Annotated in this window: 18 protein-coding genes; 4 read left to right on the top strand and 14 right to left on the bottom strand. The window is 42.7% G+C overall.

What is annotated here, in order from left to right:
- Positions 1–420: 420 nt before the first annotated feature.
- From pgl to AC1DQW_RS05605, 9 genes are all read right to left on the bottom strand, one after another.
- Positions 421–1,149, bottom strand: a complete 729-nt coding sequence (pgl, locus tag AC1DQW_RS05645) for a 6-phosphogluconolactonase (protein ID WP_477453208.1) — start codon at positions 1,147–1,149, stop codon at positions 421–423.
- A gap of 4 nt (positions 1,150–1,153) precedes the next feature.
- Complete coding sequence (zwf, locus tag AC1DQW_RS05640) at positions 1,154–2,671, bottom strand: glucose-6-phosphate dehydrogenase (protein WP_477412770.1); 1,518 nt, start codon at positions 2,669–2,671, stop codon at positions 1,154–1,156.
- 25 nt (positions 2,672–2,696) lie between these two features.
- Complete coding sequence (gndA, locus tag AC1DQW_RS05635) at positions 2,697–4,121, bottom strand: NADP-dependent phosphogluconate dehydrogenase (protein WP_477453207.1); 1,425 nt, start codon at positions 4,119–4,121, stop codon at positions 2,697–2,699.
- Positions 4,118–4,747: an HAD family hydrolase gene (locus AC1DQW_RS05630; protein WP_477402637.1), complete on the bottom strand. Its 630-nt coding sequence runs from the start codon at positions 4,745–4,747 to the stop codon at positions 4,118–4,120. Before AC1DQW_RS05630 ends, gndA begins: the two co-directional genes overlap by 4 nt.
- 8 nt (positions 4,748–4,755) lie before the next feature.
- Positions 4,756–5,853 (bottom strand): transaldolase, encoded by a 1,098-nt coding sequence (tal, locus tag AC1DQW_RS05625; protein ID WP_477453206.1) that lies wholly within the window; start codon positions 5,851–5,853, stop codon positions 4,756–4,758.
- Between the two features lie 171 nt (positions 5,854–6,024).
- A complete protein-coding gene (gene rpiA, locus AC1DQW_RS05620; RefSeq protein WP_477453205.1) occupies positions 6,025–6,732 on the bottom strand; it encodes a ribose 5-phosphate isomerase A in 708 nt (235 codons plus the stop codon).
- A gap of 171 nt (positions 6,733–6,903) precedes the next feature.
- A complete protein-coding gene (gene tkt, locus AC1DQW_RS05615) occupies positions 6,904–8,907 on the bottom strand; it encodes a transketolase (RefSeq protein WP_477453204.1) in 2,004 nt (667 codons plus the stop codon).
- A gap of 18 nt (positions 8,908–8,925) precedes the next feature.
- A complete protein-coding gene (locus AC1DQW_RS05610) occupies positions 8,926–9,681 on the bottom strand; it encodes an ROK family protein (protein ID WP_477402633.1) in 756 nt (251 codons plus the stop codon).
- A gap of 293 nt (positions 9,682–9,974) precedes the next feature.
- The gene (locus tag AC1DQW_RS05605; RefSeq protein WP_477453203.1) at positions 9,975–12,356 is read right to left on the bottom strand and encodes an alpha-L-rhamnosidase-related protein; all 2,382 of its coding nucleotides are present in this window, start codon (positions 12,354–12,356) and stop codon (positions 9,975–9,977) included.
- Between the two features lie 145 nt (positions 12,357–12,501).
- Here AC1DQW_RS05605 and AC1DQW_RS05600 point away from each other — a divergent pair, with 145 nt between their 5' ends.
- Both AC1DQW_RS05600 and AC1DQW_RS05595 read left to right on the top strand, forming a co-directional pair.
- Positions 12,502–14,910, top strand: coding sequence for a DUF2339 domain-containing protein (locus AC1DQW_RS05600; RefSeq protein WP_477453202.1), 2,409 nt, complete (start codon positions 12,502–12,504; stop codon positions 14,908–14,910).
- Positions 14,882–16,117, top strand: coding sequence for a DUF3999 family protein (locus AC1DQW_RS05595; protein ID WP_477453201.1), 1,236 nt, complete (start codon positions 14,882–14,884; stop codon positions 16,115–16,117). Before AC1DQW_RS05600 ends, AC1DQW_RS05595 begins: the two co-directional genes overlap by 29 nt.
- A 63-nt stretch (positions 16,118–16,180) precedes the next feature.
- On the opposite strand, the gene AC1DQW_RS05590 is transcribed toward AC1DQW_RS05595, so the two are convergent.
- The 5 genes from AC1DQW_RS05590 to AC1DQW_RS05570 form a co-directional block, all read right to left on the bottom strand.
- The gene (locus tag AC1DQW_RS05590; RefSeq protein ID WP_477453200.1) at positions 16,181–17,110 is read right to left on the bottom strand and encodes a TIGR01777 family oxidoreductase; all 930 of its coding nucleotides are present in this window, start codon (positions 17,108–17,110) and stop codon (positions 16,181–16,183) included.
- Positions 17,111–17,114: 4 nt separating this feature from the next.
- Positions 17,115–17,933: a thiol-disulfide oxidoreductase DCC family protein gene (locus AC1DQW_RS05585; protein WP_477453199.1), complete on the bottom strand. Its 819-nt coding sequence runs from the start codon at positions 17,931–17,933 to the stop codon at positions 17,115–17,117.
- Between the two features lie 277 nt (positions 17,934–18,210).
- Positions 18,211–19,077: an ester cyclase gene (locus AC1DQW_RS05580; protein WP_477453198.1), complete on the bottom strand. Its 867-nt coding sequence runs from the start codon at positions 19,075–19,077 to the stop codon at positions 18,211–18,213.
- A gap of 67 nt (positions 19,078–19,144) precedes the next feature.
- Positions 19,145–19,918, bottom strand: coding sequence for a helix-turn-helix domain-containing protein (locus tag AC1DQW_RS05575; protein WP_477453197.1), 774 nt, complete (start codon positions 19,916–19,918; stop codon positions 19,145–19,147).
- A 159-nt stretch (positions 19,919–20,077) separates the two neighbouring features.
- Positions 20,078–21,130, bottom strand: a complete 1,053-nt coding sequence (locus AC1DQW_RS05570; protein ID WP_477453196.1) for a tetratricopeptide repeat protein — start codon at positions 21,128–21,130, stop codon at positions 20,078–20,080.
- 227 nt (positions 21,131–21,357) lie between these two features.
- Between AC1DQW_RS05570 and AC1DQW_RS05565 the strand changes: the two genes are divergently transcribed.
- Entirely contained in the window at positions 21,358–21,963 is a 606-nt protein-coding gene (locus AC1DQW_RS05565) for a hypothetical protein (protein WP_477453195.1), read from the top strand.
- A complete protein-coding gene (locus AC1DQW_RS05560) occupies positions 21,960–22,262 on the top strand; it encodes a winged helix-turn-helix domain-containing protein (RefSeq protein ID WP_477401593.1) in 303 nt (100 codons plus the stop codon). The genes AC1DQW_RS05565 and AC1DQW_RS05560 overlap by 4 nt, the downstream gene beginning before the upstream one ends.
- Positions 22,263–22,276: the final 14 nt, after the last annotated feature.

Below are 22,276 nucleotides of genomic sequence, written 5' to 3'. Positions count from 1 at the left end.
GTACATTATTTTAATTTTTCATCTAAAAAATTTATTAATATTATAAATCAAGTAGTTTATTAGCTATTTGTTATTTATAATATTCATAAAAAAATTAAATTCAATAAAACAGATTGTTTTTTTACCTGATTTTTTATAGAAAAATGACCTAAACCAAACAATAACAATAAATAAACCACAAAACTTAATTAAAATAAATTCTATATGGCCTTACAGACAAATTTTACTATATATATTATCTATTTTTAAAACACTAAGCCCGATATTAGTTTATTACAGTGCTGCGCGGGGCATCGATTTAAGCAATCTGCCGGCACGATCTTGAGAACGCAGAAGCTTATAACAAAAATGCCTGCAATGTATAAACTGCAGGCATTTTAGTTCAGAGCCACGCAGCCCGAACAATTAGATGTTAATTTTTTATTCTCCTTCCAGGTTCGCCGCGGCGGGTTCATCTAAAAACCATTCTGTTTCGCCAACTATGGAGTCGATTAGCTGGGCAGGATATTCTTCAATATTTTCTTCATCTTCCAGTACATGGTGTACAGCAATTGCCTTGCCTTCGCCGTATACCAGGAACGCAATGTAGCGGGCATCGTTGATCAGGGGCGCATTAAGCGTAATACGCCATACCTGCTGATCTTCCAGCCAAACTTCCTTTACACCTGGCGTGGTATCATGCAAAACCGGGGTATGCGGAAACAGCGACGCCGTGTGTGAGTTATCGCCCAAACCCAACAATACAAGATCGAAACTTAGTTCATCCTCATCAAAAAAGGTAGAGATCATTTCCCAATACCTGGCTGCGGCCTCTGCCGGTTCAAACGTGGTGTTGACCGCGAATACATTGGCAGGGCTTATCATTAATGGATCAAACATCGCTGTTTTTGCCATCAGGTAATTACTATCCTTATGGTCCTGGGGCACATTGCGCTCATCGCCAAAAAAGAAATAAACCTTTTCCCAATCAACCTGGTCGGCGTAACTGGTAGAGGCAAGGAGCTCATATAGTTTTTTTGGCGAACTGCCGCCCGAAAGGGCAACAGTAAACTTACCTCTCGCTGCAATTGACGCGTCAGCTATTTTTACAAAATAATCAGCCAGCGCTACAAGCACCTCATCGGCAGTATTAAATATATTCAGGTTCATAATACTAACGTTTTTTGCCGTTTACCGGTAATGTGAACCAGTTAAATCCGTCGCGGGCAATTAATGCCTCGGCGGCTTCCGGGCCCCATGAATCGGCCGAATAGTTAGGGAAATTTAAACTCTTTTTATTTTGCCAGGTGCTCAAAATAGGCATTACCAATTCCCATGCCTCTTCTACCTGGTCGCCACGCATAAACAGGGTCTGATCGCCCAGCATGGTATCCAATATCAGGGTTTCATAAGCCTCAGGTGCCTGGTTGGTATAAGTGCCTTTATAGTCAAACACCATATCAACCACGTTTAATACCATATCAATTCCGGGACGCTTGGCCTGTACCTGCAAACGGATACTCATCTCGGGCTGAATGCTGATGATGAGCCTGTTTTGTTGCCAGCTTTCTGCTGCCTCAGTAGGGAATATCAAATGCGGTACATCTTTAAATTGAATGGAAATAACTGATGATGACTGGTGCATACGTTTACCTGTACGTAAATAAAACGGAACACCCTGCCAGCGCCAGTTATCTATAAAGAATTTGATAGCTGCAAAAGTTTCTGTATTTGATTCGGGATTAACCTTTGGCTCTTCGCGGTAGCCGGCAACTTCTTTTCCTTTCATCCATCCGCTGCCATACTGGCCCCTAACGGCCGAATTACGTACATCCTCGGGTGTAAACTTACGCATGGCCTTTAATACATCAACCTTACGGTCACGTACCTCATCGGCGCTAAAGCTAACCGGCGGCTCCATGGCTATGTGGCAAAGCAATTGCAGCAGGTGATTCTGGATCATATCCCTCATCGCGCCCGATCCGTCGTAGTAATCTCCGCGTTCTTCAACTCCCAGTTGCTCGGTAACCGAGATCTGTACGTGCTCGATATAATTACGGTTCCACAGTGGCTCCATAATGGAGTTAGCAAAGCGGAATGCCATAATATTCTGAACGGTTTCTTTACCCAGGTAATGATCTATACGGTAAATCTGGCACTCGTCAAAAATGCTCTTTAGTAATGTATTTAGTTCCTTAGCTGTTTCCAGGTCGTGTCCGAATGGTTTTTCGATAATGATACGCACCCGTTTTTTATCTTCGGCCAACTTGGCTTTTGATATGTTGGATGCGATGATTGGGAAAAAGTTTGGCGCTACAGCCAGGTAAAACAATACATTGGCTTTGGCTTTCCATTCGGCATTGTGTTTTTCAATGCGTTTGCCAAATTCTTTATAGGTTTCAAAGTCGGTTGCATCTGATACCTGGTAATAGATGTTTTTTACAAATTCGGCCCATTTTTTTTCGTCAGTTTTTCCGCTGCGCGAAAACTGGTCGATGTCGTTATGTAAATTGTCCCTGAACTGCTCGTCAGTCAATTTTGTACGACCTGTACCAATTATCGAAAATTGTTTCGGCATCCAGCCATCTAAAAAAAGATTATACAGGGCCGGTGCAATTTTCCGGGAATTTAAATCGCCCGTGCCACCAAAAATGATGAATATGGTAGGGTCTGATTTTGTGCTTGAGCTCATTGTGATCAGCTTTAATAGTTTATGATTAGTCTTCGGCTTTGGTCCACTGTGTATGGAATGTTCCTTCTTTGCCTATCAACTCGTAAGTATGCGCGCCAAAATAATCGCGCTGTGCCTGGGTAAGGTTCGATGGCATTTTTTCGCTGCGGAAAGCATCAAAATAACTTAAAGCTGATGCATATCCGGGAGCGGCAACACCGGCGGCTATAGTGCCCGATAAAATTTTCCTGATACCCGGCAGTGTTTCACTTACTAATTTTTGCACATCGCTGTCCAATAGTAAATGGGGTAGCTGTGGATCTTTATTGTACGCGTTAAAAATATCATTCAAAAATTCCGAACGGATGATACAACCACCTCTCCATATTTTGGCAATTTCGCCCAAATGAAGATCGTATTTGTACTCCTCAGAAGCTTTTGACAGCAAGTGCATGCCCTGCGCGTAAGTAACTATAGATGTAAAATAAAAAGCCTGCTCAAGAGCAACCAGTAATTCCTCTTTATCGCCGGCTAATTCGATATCGCCGCCGTATAAGGTTGAAGCTTTTTCGCGCAATTGCTTGTATTTTGACAGATCGCGCATGGATACAGAAGTATCGATGGTTGGGATAGGAGTAACCAGGTCCATAGCCACTTGTGACGTCCATTTACCTGTACCTTTAGCTTTTGCTTCGTCTTTAATATCATCTAATAACAAATGATCAGCTCCGGGAGCTTTATATGCAAAAATATCCTTGGTGATATCTAAAAGGAATGACTGTAGGCGGCCGGCATTCCATTGAGCGAAGATCTTTTGTATAGAATCATTGTCCAGCTTTAAGCCTTTTCTAAGAATCTCGTAGGTTTCGGCAATTACCTGCATAATACCATACTCGATTCCGTTATGCACCATTTTAACAAAGTGACCGGATGCTCCGGGGCCAATGTAAGTTACGCATGGTGCGCCATCAACCTTAGCCGCAATGGCTTCAAATATCGGTTTCATTACTGCGTAGGCATCCTTATCGCCGCCCGGCATCATGCTTGGACCACGGCGAGCGCCTTCCTCACCACCAGAAACGCCCATACCAAAAAAGTGCAGGCCAATAGCTTCCAGTTCTTCAACGCGGCGGTTGGTATCTGTAAAGTGCGAGTTTCCACCATCAATTAAAATATCCCCTTTCTCCAATAAAGGAGTAAGCTCCTCAATTACAGCGTCTACAATTTTACCGGCAGGTACCAGCATCATAATGGCCCGGGGAGTAGTAAGGCTTTGAATAAATTCCTTTACATCGCCAAAGCCTTTAGCGGCCCTGTCGCCGGCTTCATCATTTAATGATGATACCTTAGCTGCATCTTTATCATGCCCGGCTACTGCAAAACCGTGATCGGCCATATTGAGTAGTAAGCTTCGGCCCATAACGCCTAAGCCTATCATGCCAAAAGCATATTTATCTGTTGTTGCACTCATGTTGTTTTGAGGTTTTCTTTTTTTAGGTCTTCTAATATTTTTTTGGTCTTTTCGAAACTGGTATGCTGAAAAGAACGGATACCCAACTTTTGAGCCGTTGTAACAAACATCATCCGGTCATCAAAATACACACATTGCTGTGGCGATGCCTGGGCAATGCCCATGGCCAGCTGCCATATACCCGGATCGGGCTTGCGCATTTTTACCTCGCACGATGATACAAACGCGTCGAACGCATCGTGCAGTTTAAACTTACGTACCCGGTAATCATTTAACTCCTTACCTTCGTTATTAACGGAGATAATACGGAAACCGCAACCTTTTTTCCACTCCTTTAGCCATGCCAGCATATCCGGCAGCTCATACGAGGTAGAATAAATAAAATCCTTAAAATCCTCACGAACAAAATCGCGGGGGCGGTTAAATATTACTGTATCCAGGTATTCATCCAGCGTGATGCTGCCAATTTCATATACGTTGAATATAAAATTGTGCAGGGCATTTACTTCGGCATAATCAAGGTTAAACCTTTTGGCTGCTTCCTCGCGCGCCTCGTGCCCCCACCCGTTCGACAATAAAATACCTCCTACGTCGAAAAAAAGGATCTTTACGTTTGCGGTTTCCATAAAGCCGTTTAGGCTACTTTACTTTTTTGATCTTCGATAGCTTTTAACAGTTTTTCGAAAGGTTTATTGAATTTTTCGATGCCTTCATCTTCCAGTTGTTGGGTGATGGCGTCCAGATCGATACCTAAGTCTTTAAGTTTGGCCAAAGTAGCGGTTGCTTCATCTAAACCAGCTTCAAGCGTGTTGGCAGCAATACCATGATCGCGGAAAGCTTCAACAGTTTCCAATGGAACGGTATCTACAGTATCCGGGCCAATCAAAGCCTCAACGTATTTGGTATCTTTAAATGCAGGGTTTTTGCTTCCTGTACTTGCCCAAAGTAAACGCTGTGGCTGCGCGCCTTCTGCGGCCAGTTTTTGCCATCTTTCGGTGCTGAATACTCTTTTGTAAATTTCGTATGCTTTCTTGGCAGATGCAATGGCAACTTCGCCAACTAGGGCTTTTTCGCCTTTTGCTTCTAATAACGGATCAACAATAACATCGATACGGCTTAAAAAGAAACTTGCTACTGATGCAATATGACCAATTTTATGGCCTGCAGCTAAATGCTCCTCTAAACCAGAAATATAGGCTTCGGTTACTTCTTCGTAACGCTCAAGGCCAAAAAGCAACGTAACATTAATGTTGATGCCTTTTGCAATTGATTGCTGAATAGCCGCTAAACCTGGTTTAGTACCAGGGATTTTGATCATTACGTTTTCGCGGTTAACTTTTTTCCAAAGCTCTTCGGCTTGTTTTGCTGTTCCTTCGGTATCTAAAGCCAAAAACGGCGAAACTTCAAGGCTAACATATCCGTCAACTTTGTTTGATTCGTCATAAACGCCTTTAAATAAAGCGGTAGCTTGCTGAATGTCGCTTATTGCCAAACCAAAAAATAACTCCTCGTTATCTTCTGTGGTTGCTGAAAGTTCTCTGATATCATTATCATAATCAGAGCTGCCGGTTATCGCTTTTTCAAAAATAGCCGGATTGGAGGTTACGCCTCTTACGCCATCTTCGTCAATTAATTTTTGCAGTTTTCCGGATGCGATGATTTCGCGGTCGATAAAATCAAGCCAGATACTCTGTCCGAAATCATGTATCTGTTTTACGTTGTTGGTTGCCATATTGGTCTGTTTAAAATATTGTGTTTTTATTGGATTGAATTTGCGAATGCCTATGAATTTGATAGATATTTCTGCAAATGTATTCGTTTGATCTGTTTTGTAAAGTTCTTTGTTAATATTCTGTTTATTGTAAGCTAAATATCATCATTGCGTTACAGTAACGTAACAATCTTAATTATTAGATGCCACCAGTATCTGCAGGTCGTATCCTATAAACAATCCGCTCTCAATAACGCCGGTAATGCTTTTTATATCCTTCTCCAGGCTATTGGGCACTTCATCAAAGCGGCAATCCAAAACCAGGTTGTTGTTCTCTGAAATAATGGGGCCATCTTTCCCTTTAGCTGGCCTTATAACAATGCTATTGGCCCCCAGCTTCTTCAATTCTGCTTCCACATGCAGTAACGCCTGAGGGAATACCTCAATAGGAATAGGAAAATTCGTGCCAATCTTATCCACTATCTTTGAATCATCAACAATAATATAATTCACCGTGCTCGAGCTGATCAATAGCTTTTCCTTAAACATGGCCCCGCCGCGACCTTTAATTAAGCTGTTGTTCGGGTCAACCTCATCAGCGCCATCAAACAGCCAGTCGGGTTTGTTTTCAAACAAACTGGTAAGCGGAATACCCAGCTTGCTGCAAAACATCGAGATCTCCAGCGAAGTAGGAATAGCCAGCACGTTCAGCTTTTCAGCCTTGATCCTTTCGGCAATAGCAAGCAAGGCCAGGTAAACGGTGGAGCCGGAGCCTACGCCCAGCACATCGCCATCCTTTACCTTCGCGGCAATTTCAAGCGCTACCTTTTGTTTGCCACTGGCGTTAATGATCTCTGACGACCATTCGAGGTTTTTAATTAAACTACTTTCCCAATTCATGGATTTAGATTTGAGATGTGAGATATGAGATATGAGAGCATTGCCAATTGGCCAAACTCCCGACTCTCAAATCACACATCTAACATCTGCTATTTTTCAATCAGATAAGAGATCAGAACCGTCTGCACCCTGCGCAGCTAAGTCTCAAATCTCATATCTAACGTCTCATATCTACAAAAGCGCTTTAGCCTTATTAACTACATTCTCCACTGTAAAGCCAAAAAACTTGTACAGGGCTTCTGCCGGGGCAGATTCGCCAAAGGTGGTCATACCTAACATATCACCTTCATCGGTGGTGTATTTATGCCAGCCCATTGGGGATGCCATTTCCACAGCCAAACGTTTTTTGATTGCTTTAGGGAATACCTTTTCTTTATAAGCGGCATCCTGTTTCTCAAACAGTTCCCATGATGGCATACTAACCACGCGGGTTGAGATACCATCTGCCTCTAATTTTGCCTGGGCCTCCATTATTAAAGCCACCTCAGATCCGGTTGCCATTAATATCAGCTCGGGGGTTTTGCTTGCTTCTGATAGTATGTAAGCTCCTTTTTCCAGGTCGGATGCTTTACCATATTTATCCTGGTCGAGGATAGGCAAGCCCTGGCGGGTGAATACTAAAACCACCGGACCACCTTTGTGCTCAATGGCAACACGCCATGCATGCGCGGTTTCGTTAGCATCGGCCGGGCGGATAACCGTAATATTAGGAATAGAACGCAATGACGCCAATTGCTCAACAGGCTGGTGGGTTGTACCATCCTCGCCTAAGCCAATACTATCGTGCGTGTAAACAAATATCGGGCTTATCTTCATAATGGCCGCTAAACGTATCGGCGGGCGCATATATTCAGAGAACATTAAAAAGGTAGCGCCAAACGGAAGTACCCCTTTTGTTAATGCCATACCATTCATTGCCGAGCCCATAGCATGCTCACGAATCCCGAAGTGGAAGTTGCGGCCAGCCCTGTTCTCGGATGTAAATGAATCAAATTCCTTTAAATTGGTTTCTGTTGAAGGCGAAAGATCTGCCGCGCCGCCTATAAGGTTTGGCAGGCTTGCTGCAACTGCATTTAATACCTTACCAGATGCCTGGCGGGTAGCCATTTTAGGGTCTGAGCCTTTAAATACAGGTAGTTTGTCTTTCCATCCCTGTGGTAAACCACCGCTGCTGGCCAGTTCATATTCGGCAGCTAATTCGGGATATTTAACTTTATAATCGGCAAATAGCTTATTCCATTTCTCTTCGTAACCCGCACCCCTCGCACCTTTAGCATGATAATATTCCAATACCTCATCAGGTACGTTGAATGATTTTTCGGGATCAAAGTCAAAGAATTTTTTAACCAGCTTAATTTCATCCGGACCAAGCGGCGAACCGTGTGAACCTGCTGTACCCGATTTGTTAGGGCTCCCATATGCTATCAGCGAACGAACGCGGATCAATGATGGTTTTTGTGTTTCGGCTTTGGCATTTATTAACGCCAGTTCCAACGCGTGGGTGTCATTAACATCCGGCAAATCCTGTACATGCCAGCCGTATGACCTGAAACGTGCGCTTACATCTTCATTAAAAGCAATGTCGGTGCTGCCTTCAATAGATATGTGGTTATCATCATACAGGTAAATCAGGTTACCTAATTGTAAATGCCCTGCTAATGAAGCGGCTTCAGAAGTAACACCTTCCATCATATCACCATCGCTGGTAATAGCATAAATATTATAATTGAAAAGCTCGAAGCCGGGCTTGTTGTAACGTGCCGCTAAATGTTTTTGCGCAATGGCAAAACCTATGCCATTTGCAAAACCCTGGCCCAACGGGCCTGTAGTAACATCAATACCCGGGGCCAAACCATATTCGGGGTGCCCGGCGGTTTTGCTATGTAGCTGACGAAATTGTTTAATATCATCTAAACTAAGGTCATAGCCGGTTAAATACAAAAAGTTGTATTGCAATATACACGCGTGCCCTGCCGAAAGGATGAACCTGTCGCGGTTTGCCCAATCAGGGTTTTTAGGGTTGTAATTTAAAAACTTCGTCCATAAAACATGCCCCATAGGCGCAAGCGCCATTGCTGTTCCGGGGTGACCGGAATTTGCTTTTTGCACTGCATCTGCCGATAAGACCCGTACGGTGTCTATTGCTAATTTTTCTATGTCCTTTGTATTTTCCATTTTATTGAGGATTGTATATTATTCTGTTGGTGTTGATATTACGCGTTTGGTTTTACTGTCTTCGTCATTAAGCCATAACCTTGCACCACCTTTGATGCCATCGGCGTTGGTTACTATTTTCATGTTTTTATCCAGCTTAAAAGTAAGCAAATCGGAGTTGCCGCCGCCAATGTATAAAGTATCGTAATTAAAAACGGTTTTTAAAATGTCAAAAACCTTCTGCATGCGCTTGTTCCACCTTTCCTTGCCGAACTTTTCCAATGCCTTTTCGCCTATATACTGATCATAGGTTTTGCCGGTTTTAACTGGCAGGTGGGCCAGCTCAAAGTGCGGCAGTAAGTGGCCATTCATTAGTAATGCGGTACCAAAACCTGTGCCCAGTGTTATCACCATTTCTAAACCTTTTCCGCTTACCACACCCAGGCCCTGCATGTCGGCATCATTTACTACTTGCGTAGGCTTGCCCAATGCATCGCTTAGTTTTTTAGTAAGGTCAACATCAGCCCATAGTTTGGTGTTGAGATTTGGGGCGGTTTTTATAACCCCATTTTTTACGTAGCCGGGGAAACCAACCGAAATTTTATCATAAGCCGGAAAGTTCTTAACCAATGTTTTTATAGCCTTGATCACATTATCGGGGCTGGCTGGGGCTGGCGTGGGTACCTTGTCGTAATCCATTTTCAGCTCACCCTTTTTATTTAAAATAGTGGCTTTTATGTGTGAGCCACCGATATCGATTGAAAGAATTTTTTCCTGTGATGTTGTTTTTTTCATCTGTATTGATTTTAGCGAGCTGGCAAACCTGCGGTTAAGCGGGGTAGTTTAATAATTGTAGCGCGTAAATATCACATTTTTAATAATATCTGATTGTTAAATGTGTAATTAACACAAGTGTAATCAATACAATAAGCAATCAACATTACAAGGTAAAGTTAGTGTTGCTTTTCACTTTTCAAACAGAAATACAAGTATTTTTACTCAAAAATGGTAAAAACGATGCAAAAATGATCTTTTTATTGGTATTTTCCTAAGAAAACATGATTTATATCATGTTTTTTTCTTCCTTTTTAAACAATTATCTTGTTTTTGCCGGCATTAATCATATAATTTCGGCCTTTCCACACAAAAACGCCCGATGTGCTTTGCGGCAGGGTAACCTCAATATCCCATTTACCCTTTTCAAACCTATATTTTACAAGCAACTTTCCATTGGGATGCGGGATTTCGCCGCTCACATTTTTTATATCCCCCAAATGTGGCTCTATTTTTATTTTGCTAAAACCGGGGGCGTAAGTTTCTATCCCCAATATGGTTCGGTAAAATTCAATATTTGGGCTTGCACCCCAGGCATGGCAGTCGGACCGGTTATGTTCCAAATCCGAGATCTCGGCCCAGGTAGTGAGGCCCATTTTGATATTCTTACGCCATATATCCAGCCATTTTAAATAATCATTACCAAAGCCTGCTTTTATTAAGGCCTGGTGCAGGTAGTATTTAAAGTAGATGGTACATTGGGTAAGCGTAGTATCGGTCATTAGTTTTTTGCCAAGTGCAGATGCGTCATTGCCGGATGTCATCCCCGTTAACACCGCCAGCGAGTTGGTATGCTGCGAAAACAACTGCTGATCCTCCACATCCGAATACAATTGCCTGCCGGCTATCCAATATTTTTTTTGAATGGTCGCTTTTAGTTGCGCGGCTTTGCCAGCATACTTGTCAGCCAAAAAAGGCAAGCCCATTTTAGCCTCCATTTCGGCAGCTTGCTGGTAAGCCCACATCAGTTGCAGGTCTATAAGGGCCGAGCTTCCGCTGGCGCTTTTGGGGGCCATTCCAAAATCCCATCCTTTACTGTTCACCCAATCGGCAAATGTCCAATAAGGGGTATCTTTTAGTGAGCCATCGGTCTGCTGGTATTTGTCAAAAAACGCCAGCACATCCTGTACTCCCTGCAACTTATCTTTTACAAATGCGCTATCGGGCCGGTACATCCAGTAATCGTGCAACATGCCTATATACCATAAGGAGAAGGTTGAGATTATCTGCGGGGAGAACGATGGATGCCGGCTCAGGGTAATGCCTTCGGCCACGCGCGAATGATCCATCTGGTTAATGGCATTACGCACCAGCCGATCGTCGCCGCTGTTGTAGTACGATACCAATGCCTGGATACGGCTATCGCCAACGTATTGCAGCTGCTCATAATAAGGGCAGTCATAGTAGGTTTCGCCTGCGCAAAGCCGGGCGGTGCGCCAGCCTATCTCCAGCATCTTTTGCATTTCGGGTGTGCCATCAAGCTTCGCGTTGAGCTTAAAAGGATACCCGGTAAAAGTGCCGTAAATATCATCGATCTGTAAAGGCTCGCCGGCAGTTGTTATTTTTAACTGTATATAGCGAAAGGTGCGAAAGCTAAGCGAATTAAAGGATTGACCAACACTGCCATTTGACATAATACTATCCCGGCGACCCGAAAATATTTTATCATCCACCTCATCGCGGTTACCTTTTACAAGACCAACGGGACCATCCAATTTGATAAACAGGGCTTCGGCATAACTTAAACTGATCCCCGCATTTTTGCCTTTGCTAAAATTAAGTGAGATAAAAGCATTGGTTAAAAAAGTTTGATCAAGCAGCAGGGTAGCCGTTGTATTGGCCGAGATGGTTAGCGCTGTTTTGGTTGCCGGGAATGTTTGCGGAACACTTACCCCTTCCACCTTACGCAATGCGGCTATGCGCTGGTTTTTTAATTCCATTGGTGGAATAGAGGAGGGTACCAACATCCATCCAAAAGCATTCACGGTTCCTTTCGGGTTACCATTATCTATTTTTACAGCATTTTTCCAGCTGCTGTCATCCAGGTTTTCGGCATTCCAATTATTGATGCCGGTGTTCATATCTATCCGTTCGCCCGGTCCGGCTACGAAATACGTGCCATAACCCACACCAACAATGGGCAGATATGCTTTGTTACGAATGCATTTCCAGCTTTTATCCGTATTGATTAAAGCTTCCGCTTCGGTATTTCCCTGCATAATAAAACCCGTCTGGATAGAGATCTGTGCTTCGGGGCGGTAATCCCCATCATTCCAAACCACGGCTGCAATGCTGTTATTGCCCGCTTTTAGATAGGGCGCCAGGTCTACAGTTTCATAATTCCAGTAATAGGTATCGCCACGTGCCGGACCTAATGATACCAGCGTTTGGTTAACATACAGTTTATACCTGTTGTCGGCAGATACGTGAACAATGAACGAATTGGGCTTGTCCTTTAAATCTATGCTCTTCCTGAAATAATAGACACCATAATCTTTGGTCGATTCCCCGGGAACGGTTATCCACAAAGCTTTCCACGATCCTTTTAAAAGAGCGGGATTGATGGATTGACCATAGCTTGTAAACGCCGTTAATACAAATACTATCAACAGCATAGGTTTTAAAATTGCTTTCATTAAATGGCAGGGTATATTAATCGGTTAAAGCGACTTGTTTGCTAAAATACAATTAAACTTAAAAATGTTTGCCCCGCCCTTAATTATTAATAATGCTTATTATTTCATAAATCCACTATCTTTAGTTTTTGCTAAACCTAAGATTATGGATATTTTTACCGTATTTATGTGTTTACTGATTGTTGTTTTAATAATAAACAACAAAAGCAGTGTTAACCGCAGTATTGGGGCGCTGGAAATCCAGATATTGGAGCTAAAGCGCATGATAGAACACTTAAGAGTGTCGCGACCGGCGGAAGAGCCCGCCAAACCCCAGGAGGCACCCAAGCCTGTTGTTAAAGAGACTCCCCCAATAAAACCGCAGGAAGCACCGGTTGCCCCGCCCCGGCCGCCAGCCCCGCCGGAGATAAAACCGCAATCAGAAACTGTTAAACCTGTTGATGTTGAAAAACAGTCAGCGGTAATCCGTGATAACTTATCAACCATACACAGGCCGGTTAAAACCTCAGATCTGTATCCGCCAAAAGCCAAAGAGCCGAATCCTTCATTTTTTGAAAGCCATCCCGACCTGGAAAAATTCATTGGCGAAAACCTCATCAATAAAATTGGTATCGCCATACTGGTGCTTGCTATTGGCTATTTTGTAAAATTCGCTATTGATAGCGGCTGGGTTGGCCCGGCCGGTCGTGTGGGTATTGGTATTGCCTGCGGCGCTATATTAGTAGCTATTGCCCACTGGCTGCGCAATAATTACAAAGCGTTCAGCTCGGTATTAGCGGGTGGGGGTTTAGCCGTGTTTTATTTTACCATAACGCTGGCATTTCACCAGTTTAATCTGTTTAGCCAAACCGCGTCGTTCATTATCCTCATCGTGATCACCATTTTCGCGGTGCTGCTTTCCCTGTTATATGATAGACAGGAACTTGCGGTTATTGCCCTGGTGGGCGGTTTTGCAAGCCCGTTTATGGTGAGTACGGGCAAGGCCAATTACGATGCTTTATTTATTTACCTGCTGATATTGAACACCGGCCTTTTAATTATTGCCTATTATAAAGCGTGGCGGGTGCTTAATATAGTATCCTTCGCTTTTACCGTGATAGTATTTGCAGGCGTGCTGTATACGCTTACCGCGCCAACCTATCATTACGGCTTTATTTACGCCAGTATATTTTATGTGCTTTACTTTGCCATCAACGTGGCGAATAACGTAAAAGAGAACAAAAAATTCGTTGGGTCGGATTTTAGTATATTGCTTATCAATACCGCTTTATATTTTTCAGCCGGGTTATACCTGCTTACGGTGATGCATGAAGAGCAGTTCCGCGGCTTATTTTGTGTGTGCCTGGCAGTAGTAAATCTCATCTTATCCTACATCCTGTTTCGTAATCGCAAAGTTGATACCAATATTTTGTACCTGCTGATAGGTATCACCTTAACCTTTATTTCTCTGGCAGCGCCTATTCAACTGCATGGAAACAGCATTACCCTTTTCTGGGCAACAGAAACGGTGCTGTTATACTGGCTGTACCTGCGTTCGACAATTAAGCTCATGAAGCTTACCTCGCTCATATTATGGACAGCCATGCTGTTGAGTTTATTTATGGATTGGTCGCAATTATATACCCACCATGAAATTGCTTTAACCGTTATTGCCAACAAGGGCTTTATTACCACTTTGGTAGCAGCTATAAGCTCTTTCCTGTTATTTGTATTGGTTGGGCGCGACGAGTCTAAAGAAGTATATCGCGTAGGTATTAATAAGCAGGTGTTTGGTATTGCCGGTCTTGCACTTTTGTTTTTAAGCGGATTATTAGAGATCAATCACCAGTTTTTAAACCGCTATCCCGAAACAACGCTAAATATTTTATACCTGATGCTATACACCCCGGCATTTGTATATAGCTATTATCTCGTATCTATAAAAGCACCGGTCCTGAAGTTTAATAACAACATCCGCCTGGCTATACTGCTGGTTTGCATTACGGTTTACCTTACCCTGATGCCTGATTTTTTCGACCTGCTGACCAGCATGTTGAACACCAAAAAGCCACCGGCTGGTCATTTTGCTGCCCATTGGATAAGTACTGCATTTATCGCATTGTTGTTTTACCGAGTCGTCCGCCTGTGCCAAACTTTGCTGGATGATGGGATGAAAACACTGTTCACCTGGATATTGAGCGCCGGCATTGTCACTTTTTTAAGTTTAGAGGTATGCCTGCTGAGCAACATTTTGTTTTATGGCAAATTGCATTCTATTGAGCGGATAGAAACCGTTTATACTAAAACCGGCTTGCCTATTTTGTGGGGCCTGTTGTCATTCGCGCTAATGTGGCTGGGGATGCATTATAAAGTGCGCACCATGCGTATTGTATCATTAAGCCTCTTCTCGCTTACATTATTAAAATTATTTTTGTTTGATATTGTTGATATCCCGCAGGCTGGTAAAATAGCGGCTTTCTTTTGCCTGGGTGTTTTGCTGCTTATTATATCGTTTATGTACCAAAAGGTTAAAAAAATTATTGTTGATGATAAAGCTAAGAGTAAGGAAGAATAGCATAATATTAACCGCGCTTTTTTGCGGATTGATGTTAGCGGCATCGGCACAAAAGAGTTTTAAATATGGGGCGGCCCTGCAAAAGCCCGGGAGTACCGGTTTTTACCGCATCAGCCTGCAGCCTGCTTTTGTGGCGAAAGCCAAACCTGGTATGGCCGATATCAGGATAGCCGATGCCAAAGGCAATTTTGTGCCTTATATAAAAGCCGGAAGCTTGCCTCAAAAAGACCAGAAAAGTTTTGTTGTTTTTAACAGGATAGATACCCACCTGCCAACAGACACCGGGACCACCTATACAGTCGAAAACAAAACCGGCCTGCCCCTTGACCGCCTTTGGATAAAGCTGCAGAATACTGCTGTACAACGTAAAGTAAACCTGATGGGCAGCGATGACTTGAAACAATGGTTTGCGATACAGGAGGAGATTTCCCTGCAGGAAGCCGTGCAGAACAGCGAGGGAACTTATATGCAATCGCTCTCCTTCCCGGCCAGCAGCTACCGGTATTTGAAAATTTTAGTTGATGACAAAAGGAAAACGCCCATTAAATTTTTACAGGCGGGCATTTATACCGAATATGCCAAAACACTGGCTTACTCACCAATACCCGGAGTTAAGTTTACCCGCGCCGATAGCAACAAAACCACATTTATCAACATAAAACTGAATGATAATTACCAGGTAAATAAGCTGCATTTAAACATCACTGCCCCCAAATACTTTAAGCGGAGCATCACCATTTACCAAATAATTGGTAATTATAAAGAAGCGATAATTGAAGCGGAACTAAACTCTGCTAAAAATAACGACCTCCTGTTTTCGGCAAAAGCCAAACAATTATTATTGGAGATCGGCAATGGTGATAACCAACCTTTAACCATTACAGGGATCAACGCTTATCAATCAGATGAGTACATTATCAGCTACCTGGATGGCAAACAAAGCTATCGCCTGCTCGCGGGCGATTCAACCGCCCAGGCCCCGGAATACGATCTGAAATTTTTTGCGGATAGCATTAAGGATAATATTCCTGCCATTGCTCACGGCGCGGTTGTTAAAAACAATGTACTACAAGCCGAAAAGCCAAAAGCCGGTAAGGATTATACAGTGTTTATATGGACAGCTATTGTGGTATCATTGGGTTTATTGCTGCTACTCACTTTAAAAATGACTAAGGAGGTGAAAAAGAAAGCTGAAGAGGATAATTAGAGGTAGAACTACCATGAGTTAAAACCTATAAAATCCTGGCATAGCGCAATGACAGGATTTTATTTACTCCCTGATACTCAAAATATCATGAATAGCAGCCTCCGCTTTCTCATATTGAAAAGTGAAACCGGCATCCATCAAGCGTTGAGGTTTTACCCAGCGGCTTTTTAATATCAGCTCCGGTTCGGTGCCGATAACTAAGGCGCCAATTTCCAGCAGCCATTGCGGGGCTGGTAATCCAAACGGCATTCCGTAAGCTTTGCGGATGATGCGCATAAAATCGGCGTTCTTTTCTCCATAAGGGGCAGTGCAGTTATAGATACCCTCCATGGCGGGATGATCCAACAGGTATTGAGTGCTGCGGGCTACATCATGCTCATGTATCCAGGCTAAGTATTGCTGTCCATCGCCCTGCTTCCCGCCCATGGCCATTTTTACCAGGTTAAGCAGGCGCGGGAAAACGCTGTCGCTGCGGCCCAGCACAATACCCGTACGTAGCGCGATTTTTCGGGTATTCGGGGTTTCGCTTTTATAAAAAGTGCTTTCCCATATATTGCAAACATCTATGCTGAAACCATAACCAATCTCTCCGGTTGCCTCATCCTGCGGGTGGTCTTCGGCATGGCGGTATATGGTGGCTGATGTAATGTTGATCCAAAGTTTTGGAGGATCGGTCATTTTATGGATCACCTCGCCCAATAATTTGGTAGGGACCACGCGGGATGCGACGATCTCGGCTTTATTCTTTTTAGTATAGCGACAGTTTACGTTTTTACCGCACAGGTTGATGAGCATATCGGCGTGGGTTAATTGTACGGTCCAGCCGTTCGCCGTTTTGCCATCCCAAACCACGGTGCGGATGTTATCAATAGCAGGGGCCTGTTTACGGGCCAGGATAATCACCTCGTCGGCAAGGTCTTTATAATATTTTGCCAGTACTGTGCCAAGGTAACCGTTACCCCCGGCAAGCACGATTTTTTTATACGCTTTCATGATTTCAGTTTAAGATCAGCACTAATAAAACAATGCGGTAGCTAACCCAGGTGATGGTCATTACCCAACCCAGGTTCAACAGTTTTGTTCTGCGGATATGTTCCAGGAACATTAATCCTGCAACCCCCATGAAGCACAGGGTATAAATAAATGGATTCAGCTTAAACCAATGGCTTATGGCCAGAGGGATGAGCAGCAATAAACTACCAGCGAAAGAGATGGTCATCATGTTACCAAGGTAGACCCATACCTTATCCCTGGCATAGGTGCAGATTACGAAAGCCTGGAAAACGATCTGCCCGCCGCATATCAGGTACTCCCGGGATGCGTTGCCCTGGGGCACCATGCCCAACAGTAAATGTGCATACCGGGTTAATATAAACCCGGTACAAAACCAGGTAAACAGCAGGAAAGCTATGCGATAATGGAGTTTGAAGGCTGGCTGGTAAGCAAAAGCGGCATCCTCCTTAGTTGGCGGAATGATCACCCGCCGGTTGTAAGATATAAAGGCATAAACTATGCTCATCGACCAAATAAATGGCTTGAATGTGAATAGCGGAGTAAATACGGGCCAGGCATTCCCAAGGATCTTGAACAGGCTTTGAATGCCATAAGTAACCTCGCCGTTTTTAAGGTTCACAAGGGCTATTTCATTAACTGCCCGCTGGCGGTCATAAACAGGGCAGGTATCCTGGGGTATGGTTTGATAAGCCTCTCGTCCGTTATTATCCAGCATGCCGGTTTTAACAAAGGCTTTGGTATATACACTGCACATGGGGCATTCTGCATCAAAAAGCACCACATGATTTTTAAGCGTTTTCATTGTACATTGGTTTGTTGTAATTGAACAAGACAAATATACAATTTATTTTATATTTTCAATAAATACTGAAAATATAATTAAATCAATAATGGAACGAGTGTTGTTGCCCTGAATGATAAAAACTTCGCGGGGTTCTGAATGCAGAATTACGTATTCTATCGATAATCAGACTTGCGGAGCTTTAAATCTTCGCAAGTCCTTAAACTGCTATCCAAAAACATCCGGCAGTGATAAAATATTCAACAGCTGTACATCGCTGCAAATTTAACAATGGGCCTTAGTCAAGCGCTTTATAAATCGACCTATCTAAAGTAATTCCAAGTCGTTTAGTCATTTCTATGGGATCGAAGTCAATCCGTTTATATTCTGCCTGTACGGCTTCTTTGGCTTTGTTTAACGCTGTTTCATCTTCCCAAATGGCAATGGTGGCTATCAACATATTGCCGTTCGCGTCTATACTCTCGTAGGCATTGTCGCTTATAAAGCCCGGTAGATTTTTTATAAAAGCCCGGTTGTAATTGACCCGGTTGATAAACTCTTCTTTGGCCCTGGCAGGCACAACAAATTTATCAATGAAAAAAACCAGGTTCGGGTTATCCTTTTTTTCCGATAGCTTGCTGATGTCCGCAGGCACAACACCCAATTCCTGTAAAAATCCAAGTCGGTTGGTTTGTATAATTACGCTTGTTATTTTACCATTCTTAAGGGTATACACACCTATGCCGTCATTGGTAACTGTTTTGCCGGTTGCTGCAAAGTTTTGAAACGGACCGCTGTGCGTCCCGGTCCATTTCCAGCTTACCATAACCTTATCATCTTCGGCAAGCAGGTTCTCTATTTTCCAACTGATATCCGGGAACGCTTTAATAAGTTCGAGGACCGGCTCTTCAAAGGCTTGAACGCCTTTGTTTCCCCTAACTCCGGTGTACTCGCCGGATACCAGGTTTTGAAGTGATTCAAAGTTTCTTTTGTTAAGGGCTTCCTCATACAGATTTCGTACTATTTCTTTATTCTGAATTGCTGACATGGTAATTTCTTTGTTTTTAGTTTTTGGATAGATTTGTTTAGCCGGCTGCGCGATACAGATGCCTGGTATAAGCAGACTTACAAATGGCCGGAAGATACTTGCTTGTACAGTTTTCATTATTGTTGTTGTTTGTTGATACAAATCTCTCAACAACAGCACATCAATCCTTGTAAAAAATCATTGATTACCAAAAAAGCGGCGACTTGAAAAAGCCGGTGGGAGTAAGGCCTGTAAATAGCTTAAAGTCTTTATTAAAGTGAGGCTGATCAAAATATCCTGCAGCATATGCCATTTCGCTTAGGCTTTGGTTAGTTATTCCTTTACCAACCAGTGCTCTCATGCGGACTATTGACGAATATTGTTTGGGTGAAGCCCCGGTTGCTTTCCTGAACCGTTTTTCAAAAGCATCCTGGCTGATGTAGAGTGAATTGGCAAGGTCTTTTATTTTAGTATGCCCCTTATCCGAATCTATTTTTTGTACAGCCGCCAAAACGAGTTTATCGGGGGCGATGTTTATTAAATGCGACAGCAGGAAGTTTTCGACCAAAAAAATGCGTTGGGCGTTTCCTGTTGCCCCCGCCAATTGTTCTTCAATTTGCAATATATCCTGGCTGGCAAAGAGGTTATCAAGCGGGAGGCTGTTATTAAATAACTCATGTGCCGGCGCTTTAAATAAAGCTGTAGCAATTGCTTCTTTAAATATAACCAATATAGTCCCCGAGTTTTGTGAGTAATTAATTATCCGGGCGGAGTTTCTTAACCCAGAGATCACGGCTGATGGAAGTTTGCTCCCGACCCCATCGCTTGTATAATTTACATCGCCCTTAAACCTGAAAGCCATCACCAGCGATGTATCGGGTAATACCCGGTTTGCACTACCTTCGGCACTCTCTATGACCAGGTATTTCCTGATGTATGGCGTTAACGCGGCAGAAGGTGTTATAACATTGGCTATCATATTATGCAGACCGGTAGTTATGGTTTATCATAATAAAGTTATCGCATTTTCATTTCTTTAAAATACTATTTATGAAATGTGACATTGCATCAATAGTAAAGGTAGGTAAGGCGTCCCAATATCCGATCAATTAAAGCATAGTTTATTGTGATGTACCCGTTACAACAATTCGACCTCGAGCATAAACGCGGCTAAATCAATAGTCGTATCTAACGCTATGGCTTTATTGAAGTTTTTTAGAGCTTCCTCTTTGTTGAATACTCTTAAATAATACAGGCCAAGATGTTTATAAGCATACGCATAGTTGGGGTCAAGCGCTATACTTTTTTCAACCAATAGCCTGCCATCATCTAAACTGCCTGTCTGCAATTTTAAATAGCCTAAGGCGCAGTATGGTGCAGCAAACTGCGGGTCTAGTATTATAGCCCTTTCAAGAAGTTCTTCTCCTTTCTCATACTCCCCTTTTAATGCAAGTTCATAACCCAGGTTATTAAGCATATACAGGTTGTTTCCGTCTATGGCCAATACCTCTCTGTAATTTTTAATGGCAGCTTCATGCCTGTTTGTTACTGATTGAATATAGCCAAGGTTTAGATGGTCTTCAATATCAAATTCCGTTATTTTAGCTAATTGGATAAGATATTCCTCAGCTTGTTTAAGATTCTTTACAAGTAACAATGAAGTGATAAGCGGGCGTAAAAAGGATTCCTGCCCAGGACAAAGGTTATTTATCTTAAGAAACATATCTGCAGATGTTTGGGACTCGCCACTTCTGAGCTTTTCATTAGCTGCAACGTAAGCAGAAAAAACTTTTCGGTTCGTTATCGTAAAAAGCAATTGCTCTCCGTCGTTATCCAGGTTAACCCTTTTTATTTTTCGCGGCGTCAGGTTTACATATAAACTAATAACAGAACATATGATAAGGGCAAAACAATATAATTTAACCGAGCCATGAACATTCGTATTAAGAGCAATAAATCCAATAAGAAAGGCCATTAAAACTGTAAATAACGGCCCGGCAAGTAAAATTATAATTTTACTTATATAATTCCCTTCATCCTTATTACTTCTACACATTCCTTTACCTCTTATAAAAGGGTAAGATGGCTTAATGTAGAAGTGTATTCGGCCTATTTTAAATTTTAACCACGTCTCTGTATTACCATATGAACCAATAAACACATCAATATTATCTGGTTTGGTTAAAACCAAATAAGCAAAAGCATGTCCTAATTCGTGAAAGACGGTTATCAAAGGGCTTGTTATATAAACCGCTGCATAAATAGCAAGTATGGCAATTGCAAGAAACATTGAGGATAAGGCGTTTAATTAAAACTAAAAATACGTTATATAATCGAAATAAGCTGATAACAAAATCTTTTCACCGCCCCTTGCAATTATAAAACAATTTCATAGCTTTGAAAAACAAAGTGCTTTTAATGAAAGATCAAGACATTCATGCCGAATTAAGTTCCATCCGCAACCTGATGGAGCGTTCGGCCAAATTTATTTCCCTTAGCGGGCTTTCGGGCGTAATGGCCGGCATTTACGCTATTATAGGGGCGGGCATCGGTTATGAGATACTTACTAATGAAAGCAATGGCCTTTTACGCAAAGATATCGATGTAATTACTCAATTATTTATTGTAGCCTTTGCTGTATTAGCCCTATCCATCGGTACCTGCATCTGGCTGTCTGCCAGGAACGCAAAAAAACACGGGCAGCCATTTTGGAATACCGGCAGCAAGCGCCTGCTCATTAATATGGCAATCCCGCTGATCAGTGGTGGCCTGTTCACCTTTATTTTGATCTACCGTGGTTACTATGGCATTGTTGCGCCGGCTACCCTTATTTTTTACGGACTGGCATTGGTTGCGGGTAGCCACTACACCTATTCGATGGTAAAAGGATTGGGAATATTGGAGATTTTATTAGGTTTGCTTTGCGCATTAATGCCCGGCTATGGCTTAATATTCTGGACGATAGGTTTTGGCTTACTCCACATTATTTACGGTACTGTAATGCATTTTAAATACAATAAGTGAAGATCTCATTAGAACAATTTGACAAAGCCTTTGAAAACCGTATTCGCCTGCAAATTATGAGCGTACTGGTTGCCAATGAAAGCTATGATTTTAATTCGCTTAAAGATCTGCTCGACCTGACGGACGGCAACCTGGCATCACACCTGAAAGCTTTGGAAAAAGAAGAGTACATCCAGGTGCTAAAAAGCTTTATCGGCCGCAAACCCAACACCCGTTACCTGGCATCAGAGAAAGGGCGCGCTGCCTTCAGGCTGCATTTGCTGGCCCTTGAAAATTTAATAAAACAACAGAAACTATAATTTTTTTACTCATT

It is taken from the genome of Mucilaginibacter sp. P5_A4, from assembly GCF_056400605.1.
Note: the sequence above shows the minus strand (reverse complement) of the source record. Positions and strands in the feature narration are given on the sequence as shown.

Coding starts and splice junctions, on each gene's coding strand:
- tal (WP_477453206.1), bottom strand. CDS start 5,853: ATGGCAACCAACAACGTAAAACAGATACATGATTTCGGACAGAGTATC.
- AC1DQW_RS05590 (WP_477453200.1), bottom strand. CDS start 17,110: ATGAAAGCGTATAAAAAAATCGTGCTTGCCGGGGGTAACGGTTACCTT.
- rpiA (WP_477453205.1), bottom strand. CDS start 6,732: ATGAATTGGGAAAGTAGTTTAATTAAAAACCTCGAATGGTCGTCAGAG.
- AC1DQW_RS05580 (WP_477453198.1), bottom strand. CDS start 19,077: ATGAAAACTGTACAAGCAAGTATCTTCCGGCCATTTGTAAGTCTGCTT.
- AC1DQW_RS05610 (WP_477402633.1), bottom strand. CDS start 9,681: ATGAAAAAAACAACATCACAGGAAAAAATTCTTTCAATCGATATCGGT.
- gndA (WP_477453207.1), bottom strand. CDS start 4,121: ATGAGTGCAACAACAGATAAATATGCTTTTGGCATGATAGGCTTAGGC.
- AC1DQW_RS05585 (WP_477453199.1), bottom strand. CDS start 17,933: ATGAAAACGCTTAAAAATCATGTGGTGCTTTTTGATGCAGAATGCCCC.
- AC1DQW_RS05630 (WP_477402637.1), bottom strand. CDS start 4,747: ATGGAAACCGCAAACGTAAAGATCCTTTTTTTCGACGTAGGAGGTATT.
- zwf (WP_477412770.1), bottom strand. CDS start 2,671: ATGAGCTCAAGCACAAAATCAGACCCTACCATATTCATCATTTTTGGT.
- AC1DQW_RS05605 (WP_477453203.1), bottom strand. CDS start 12,356: ATGAAAGCAATTTTAAAACCTATGCTGTTGATAGTATTTGTATTAACG.
- AC1DQW_RS05575 (WP_477453197.1), bottom strand. CDS start 19,918: ATGATAGCCAATGTTATAACACCTTCTGCCGCGTTAACGCCATACATC.
- tkt (WP_477453204.1), bottom strand. CDS start 8,907: ATGGAAAATACAAAGGACATAGAAAAATTAGCAATAGACACCGTACGG.
- pgl (WP_477453208.1), bottom strand. CDS start 1,149: ATGAACCTGAATATATTTAATACTGCCGATGAGGTGCTTGTAGCGCTG.
- AC1DQW_RS05600 (WP_477453202.1), top strand. CDS start 12,502: ATGGATATTTTTACCGTATTTATGTGTTTACTGATTGTTGTTTTAATA.
- AC1DQW_RS05595 (WP_477453201.1), top strand. CDS start 14,882: ATGATAAAGCTAAGAGTAAGGAAGAATAGCATAATATTAACCGCGCTT.
- AC1DQW_RS05565 (WP_477453195.1), top strand. CDS start 21,358: ATGAAAGATCAAGACATTCATGCCGAATTAAGTTCCATCCGCAACCTG.